The organism is Asticcacaulis sp. W401b, from assembly GCF_046503825.1.
Lineage (GTDB): Bacteria > Pseudomonadota > Alphaproteobacteria > Caulobacterales > Caulobacteraceae > Asticcacaulis.
In genome coordinates, this window is record NZ_JBKFEE010000023.1 from 22,099 (window position 1) to 28,436 (window position 6,338).

6 protein-coding genes are annotated in these 6,338 nt (G+C 54.1%); all 6 read left to right on the forward strand.

The genetic code is table 11. The features are described from left to right. The first annotated feature begins 20 nt into the window (after positions 1-20). The 6 genes from ACK8OE_RS19820 to ACK8OE_RS19845 all read left to right on the forward strand — a co-directional run bounded on the left by ACK8OE_RS19820 (position 21) and on the right by ACK8OE_RS19845 (position 6,191). A complete protein-coding gene (locus ACK8OE_RS19820; protein WP_410274054.1) occupies positions 21-1,718 on the forward strand; it encodes a PAS domain S-box protein in 1,698 nt (565 codons plus the stop codon). Between the two features lie 39 nt (positions 1,719-1,757). After that, on the forward strand, positions 1,758-3,437 hold the full coding sequence (locus ACK8OE_RS19825) for a methyl-accepting chemotaxis protein (RefSeq protein WP_410274055.1): 1,680 nt from the start codon (positions 1,758-1,760) through the stop codon (positions 3,435-3,437). A gap of 18 nt (positions 3,438-3,455) precedes the next feature. Next, on the forward strand, positions 3,456-3,830 hold the full coding sequence (locus ACK8OE_RS19830; protein ID WP_410274056.1) for a hypothetical protein: 375 nt from the start codon (positions 3,456-3,458) through the stop codon (positions 3,828-3,830). A 65-nt stretch (positions 3,831-3,895) separates the two neighbouring features. Then, positions 3,896-4,240, forward strand: a complete 345-nt coding sequence (locus ACK8OE_RS19835) for a TonB-dependent receptor domain-containing protein (protein WP_410274057.1) — start codon at positions 3,896-3,898, stop codon at positions 4,238-4,240. A 260-nt stretch (positions 4,241-4,500) separates the two neighbouring features. Beyond that, positions 4,501-4,863 carry a helix-turn-helix domain-containing protein gene (locus ACK8OE_RS19840; RefSeq protein WP_410274058.1) on the forward strand — a complete coding sequence of 121 codons (363 nt, stop codon included), beginning with the start codon at positions 4,501-4,503 and terminating at the stop codon, positions 4,861-4,863. Beyond that, complete coding sequence (locus ACK8OE_RS19845; RefSeq protein WP_410274059.1) at positions 4,860-6,191, forward strand: type II toxin-antitoxin system HipA family toxin; 1,332 nt, start codon at positions 4,860-4,862, stop codon at positions 6,189-6,191. The genes ACK8OE_RS19840 and ACK8OE_RS19845 overlap by 4 nt, the downstream gene beginning before the upstream one ends. The last annotated feature ends 147 nt before the right edge of the window (positions 6,192-6,338 follow it).

The following is a 6,338-nucleotide window of genomic DNA, read 5'->3' on the forward strand; positions in this document are numbered from 1 at the left end:
GTGCTGGAGGGAGATACGTTATGCTTGCGTTTGCGTTCGGAAATCGGGAAGACCTTAAAAATCAAAAATGCGCTGAGCTCTTGAGGGCCATAGATGCGAGCCAGGCCATCATTGAGTTTGATCTCGATGGTCGCATCTTGGCTGCCAACGCGAACTTCCTGGCTACGGTGGGCTATTCCAGTTCCGAGGTTATTGGAAAACATCACTCGATGTTTTTGACCCCCGACGAGGTCTCTACCCCCGCCTACCCAGCATTTTGGAAAGACCTCAAGTCTGGCATCCCGAAAAAAGGGGAGTTTCGCCGTCGCGCAAAGGATGGCCAAGACATATATCTTGAGGCCGTTTACAACCCGATCCTGGCCAAATCCGGAAAGCCCTACAAGGTGGTGAAACTCGCCGCAGATGTGACGCAACGCAAACTCAGAGACCTTGATCTCGAGGGAAAGGTCGCGGCCATTTCGCGGTCACAGGCCATGATCGAGTTTGCACTTGATGGAACCATCCTGACGGCGAATGCGAATTTTCTCAGTGTGTTGGGTTACAGCCTTGAAGAAATCGTAGGCCGTCATCACAGTATGTTCGTGCATGAACGCGAAAAAAAGTCTCGTGACTATGAGGCTTTCTGGAAACGTCTCCAATCGGGCGAATACCTCTCCTCACGGTTCAAACGTATCGCTAACGGCGGTCGTGAAGTGGTGATGCAGGCATCATACAATCCTGTTTTCGGCGTTGATGGTCGGCCAATTAAGATTGTGAAGTTTGCAGCCGATATAACAACTCAGGCCCAGAAAGACGCTGACAATCTTGGGCAACTGGAGGCAATATCTCGAGCACAGGCGGTTATCGAGTTCGCCCTTGATGGTACTATCCTCAAGGCAAATGACAATTTTCTGAAAACGATGGGGTACCGGCAGGAGGAAATTTGCGGGAAGCATCATCGAATTTTTGTTGATGAGGAATTTGCCCAAAGTGACGATTACCGTCAGTTTTGGGAGCGACTCGCTCGGGGCGAGTATGTTGCGGGCGAGTTTCATCGGCATACGAAGGATGGTCGCTCGGTCTACATCCAAGCAACTTACAACGCGATTCTGGATATCGATGGTCGCCCATACAAGGTCGTGAAGTATGCCTCGGATGTAACGGCAAGACGTGTGGCCCTTAATCGAACAACAGAGCTCTCGCACTCACTTCAGGACCTTTCCGCCGCCGTTGAGGAAATGGCCGCTACGGGTCGATCCATTGCGGACACAATGACGCAGACTAAGGCGGCAGCGGATCAGGCGAACCAATGTGTGACCGATGCTGACGAAAGTGCCCGCCGGCTCGCTTCAGCGGCCGCGCAAATGGACGGAATTGTTGAACTGATCAGCAATATCACAAGCCAAATCAACCTCTTGGCTCTAAACGCCACAATCGAATCTGCGCGTGCAGGTGATGCCGGTCGCGGCTTTGCCGTGGTCGCCACGGAGGTGAAAAATCTGGCGACGCAGGCGCGCAGGGCGACTGAGCAAATTAGCTCTGAAATCAGCGGTGTTCGCGCGAGTTCGTCGGCAGTCGTCGAAGCTTTAGACATGATCCGAAAAACCGTTTCGAATGTTCAAGAACAGGTTTTGTTCACTGCAGGGGCTGTCGAGGAACAGAGCGCTACCTCTCAGGATATGGCGAGAAACATGCAAATTGCATCGTCCGAGGCAGAAAACATCGTCAGGGCCGCCTAGACTGCAGCCACAACATTAAGACCAACGGAGGATCGGGCGATGTCAATCAGCATCAAAAACCTGCTCGTGGGAATTTTGAGCTTCTTAGCACTTATTATATTAAGCGTGGCAGCGCTCGCTTTGGTTGAGTTGGATGCAACCAACCAAGATACACGTGAGTTGGCTGACAACTGGCTTCCGTCCGTCGACGTTGTGAATGCAATTAATACAGATACGTCAGATCTACGGGTCGCAGAGGGCAGCCACATTATGTCAGTCGCTGCAGAGGACATGCTTGTCGCGGAGCGCCGTTTCGACGCCGTGATGGGCGAGTTGAAGAGTAACCAGGCTAGGTACGAAAAACTGATTTCATCTCAGGAAGAACAGAGGACGTATGAGACATTCAAGTCTCAACTAGCAGACTATCTCGTTTTACATGAGCAGCTATTCGCCCTTTCTCGGGCCAATCGGAATGCGGAGGCATCAGAGCTGTTCCGCGGCCCTATGAGTGCCGCTTTTGACAAGTTTTCGGCAACATTGCTCGTTCTGGTCAAACTCAACCGGGAGGGTGCCAATCAAAGTCGAAAAGAGTCGCAGGCGACTTATGATCAGGCGCGATTGGTCTTGTGGGGCGCCATCGTAGTAGGTGGCCTGACACTTGTTGCAGCCATCTGGTTAGTGCTGACAAAGGTCGTTGCCCCCCTTTCCTCGGTCACTCAAGCGATGAAAAGCATCTCTGACGGAAAGCTTGATACCCATGTTTCACATACACATGAGAAAAACGAAATCGGGCTTATTGCGTCCACCCTTCTTGTGTTTCGGGAAGGTTTAACGGAGGCTAAGCGACTGCGAGAAGAAACGGAAGCGCTTCGTGTGCAGGCGGAGGTCGTAAGGCGTGACGCTATGCTCAAGCTCGCCGACGATTTTGAACGGTCGGTAGGTACCGTGGTGTCGATGGTTTCCTCAGCAGCAACAGAAATGCAGGCTGCGGCTACGCAGTTGACAGCGACGGCCACGGAGACCTCTCATCAGTCCACTGCCGTGTCTGCTGCAGCTGAGGAAGCCGGCACTAACGTGACCTCTGTGGCCTCTGCAGCTGAAGAACTTGGTGCCTCGGTAGGCGAGATCGGGCGACAGGTTTCCAGCTCGGCCACTATGTCGCAGAAGGCCGTAGATGAAGCCGATAAGGCGACATCCGTTATCTCGGAACTTAACGCGATGGCCGCTTCCATTGGCGGCGTTGTTGACCTTATTGCGGGTCTGGCCAGTCAAACCAATCTCCTTGCCCTGAATGCTACCATTGAATCTGCGCGTGCAGGGGAAGCGGGGAAGGGGTTCGCAGTGGTTGCGTCTGAAGTGAAAGCGCTGGCCGGGCAAACGACGCGGGCGACCAGCGAAATTTCGGATAAGATTACCAAGATTCAGGAAACCACCGCTCTTGCGAGTGAGAACTTCCAGAACGTAGCCGATACGATTAGGGCATTGAGCTCAACAAATTCAGCGATTGCCTGTGCTGTAGAACAACAGTCGGCGGCAACGAGTGAGATTGTTAAGGCTGTCGCACAAGCTTCGCTCGGTGCGCAAGAAGTGACCGCCAACATCGCGGGTGTTGCTCAAGGCACCGAACAAACTGGGGCGGCGGCGTCTCAGGTTCTCGCATCTTCAAGCGAGTTGGCTCAACAGTCGGAGCGGCTCCACCACGAAATGGAAACGTTCCTAGCAAACGTGCGCGCGGCTTGAAACTGAAAGAGGTCGCCGATGAACGAAAAGGTGCAAACAGCGAATTCGGTCCACATCCACCCGACGTTTTGGAAACGACCCCAAAACTCATCTGAGACCGACATCTCAAATGAGTTAGCGGCACTGCCATCGACCTGTATCCAAGCCGAACTACAAAACAAACTCAGATCTTTGAGCGACGCTTGCAGCCAAATAACCGCAGAGGCCCTGCGTCTGACAGCCTTAGCTCAAAAAGCCAAAGAGCCTCAGCGCAGCAGTCTTCTTTCTGACGTGGAAAAACTGAAGAGTTGCATTGCAGAGATATCCCTAGTTGCCGTTGATTTGCAGGCAAAAGGCGGGACGTCACCAATTCAAGAGAGTGTGAGGGATTTAGGCTCAGGCCCCATTAATTAACGCGAGGGATTCCCAAGGGAGATGCAATGTGATTGAACTAAACCGCATTCGCGGTATTGGGGGCATTGGGCGAGCGTGAGGCGCCCCTGGCTGAGAGAATTTGGTGTCGAGCCAACCTTTCAGACAGGAGAACCCCAGATGGCCGTTCGGGCCGCTACGATGTTCGCGAAGGCTTCGCGGACCTGACCGTGCCGATCGCAGCAGACCAGCCGGGCGCAAAACGAATCCAACTGGACGCGGGCTTACGCTACACTCAGACATCGCTGGCCTCGGTTGATCCGGTGACGACCTTTAATATCGGTGGCGTCTGGCAACCGGATTCGCTTCTGACCGCACGGGCGCAGTATGCACAAGGCGTTCGTCTGCCGACTGACATGATGGGGTGGACGGCTCCCGCTCCCGGCATCTAGGTGCCAGAGCGAACTCTAAACTGGATCAAATCCAGGGGGCAACGTCGCGGTGTCTCGCGGATAACAGGCCTGGCTTTATTGGTCTGAGTTTAAGCTGCCATATCTGACATGCTAGTGAGGAAAATGCGCGATATTGTGCCATTATTGGCATGTTATCGCCAGCCAAGAGGTTTGTCGCCTTCACCAGTCATTATCATATCTTGCGTATAAGGCGTCAAATATGGCATGTTAATGCCTAAAATCCCCTTAAGGCGCCAGATATGTCTGCTAATTCTGAAGGCATTGTAGAAACCGTAAGCCGCCTTGAAGCGCAATTGGGTGAGCGTCTGGCCCGGTTACGCCTAAGCCGCAACCTTACGCGCGATCAGCTTGCCAAAGAGACTGGGGTATCGTCACGCACACTGGCGCGTCTGGAAGCCGGGCAGGGGGCGTCTCTGGACTCTTTTATCCGAGCGCTCCTGGCTCTCAACATGGAATCGAACCTTCTGGCCATGCTGCCGGACCCGGCTGTCCGCCCTATAGAAAGGGTTAAGTTGCAAGGCCGCGAACGACAACGTGCCAGACCAGTGCAGTCTGAGACCAAACCGGCTTCGGAATGGGCCTGGGGAGATGACGAAGAATGACTGATGCCCATGTCCGTCTGTGGGGCAAGAATATCGGTGCTGTAAGTTGGCTCAAGGAACGCCAAATCGGCGTCTTTCAGTATGAGCCAGACTTCGTTGCCAGCGGCATACAACTGGCGCCCGTAGTGATGCCGCTAAGCCAGGATCCTTATGAGTTTCCGAGCCTGTCGCGCGACGCCTTCAAGGGGTTGCCCGGCCTGTTGGCGGATTCGCTGCCCGACAAATTCGGCAATGCTCTCATCGATGCATGGCTTGCCCAACAAAGCCGCTCTGCTGCCAGTTTCAATCCGGTCGAACGGCTTTGTTACATCGGAACACGAGGCATGGGCGCCCTGGAGTTTCATCCCGTCATCGCGCAAGGCCAGAAGGGTTCCCGCACTGTCGAGATCGACGCCTTGGTCACACTGGCCAACCTGGTCCTGAACAATCGAGAGCATTTGTCGGGCGTGCTAACCGGTGCGGACGATCACGAGACCCTGCAAGACATTCTGCGCGTAGGCACCTCCGCTGGCGGCGCACGGGCGAAGGCCGTCTTGGCCTGGAATCCGCAGACAGGAGAATTCCGCTCCGGGCAGATCAAAGCGGGCGAGGGCTTCACCTATTGGCTCATGAAGTTCGACGGCATCAGCAATAACAAAGACAAAGAACTGGCCGATCCACAGGGCTTCGGAAGGATTGAATACAGCTTCTATCTTCTCGCAAAGGCCGCGGGCATCGACATGACCGAGACCCGTCTGCACCTGGAAGGTGGCCGCGCCCATTTCATGACCCAAAGGTTCGACAGGACTGCAAATGGCCAGAAGATCCACATGCAATCTCTTGCTGCTATGCGCCACTATGACTTTAATTCCGCGGGTGCCTATTCCTACGAGCAAGCCGTCGAAACGATCCGTATGCTCTCTCTCCCACAGTACGACATAGAGCAGCAATTCCGCCGTGCAGTCTTCAACATCCTGATCCGAAACCAGGATGACCACGTCAAAAACATCGCCTTCCTAATGAATCGAAAAGGGGAGTGGCGGCTGTCGCCAGCGTTCGATGTCTGTTACGCTTACAACCCCTCGGGCGACTGGACCAGCATGCACCAGATGAGCCTGAACGGAAAACGTGATGGATTCGAATTATCTGATTTGTTGGACTTCGGTGAGTTCTGTGGATTGAAGCGCCCCGCGGCCGCAAAGCTGGTTCGCGAACTTCACGAAACGGTGGAGACGTGGCCCGATCTGGCGGGAGACGCTGGCGTCGAAGAGAAAAGTATTCGAGAAATTCGCAGCAAATTACGCAGTGAACTGGTTCACCTATCTTCGGCCGAGCGTGCATCGAATTAAGGCTATCGCGCCGTTGTGTTTACTGCGTCAGTGCGTAATGCGGACGGTTATCTTCTTGCTGGTATATGGCCTTGTCGTAAGATCGGCGCCGAAAGTGACGCTAAGGAATTCATTTGAAATCAATGGCCTGCGACGAAATCGCCGCGT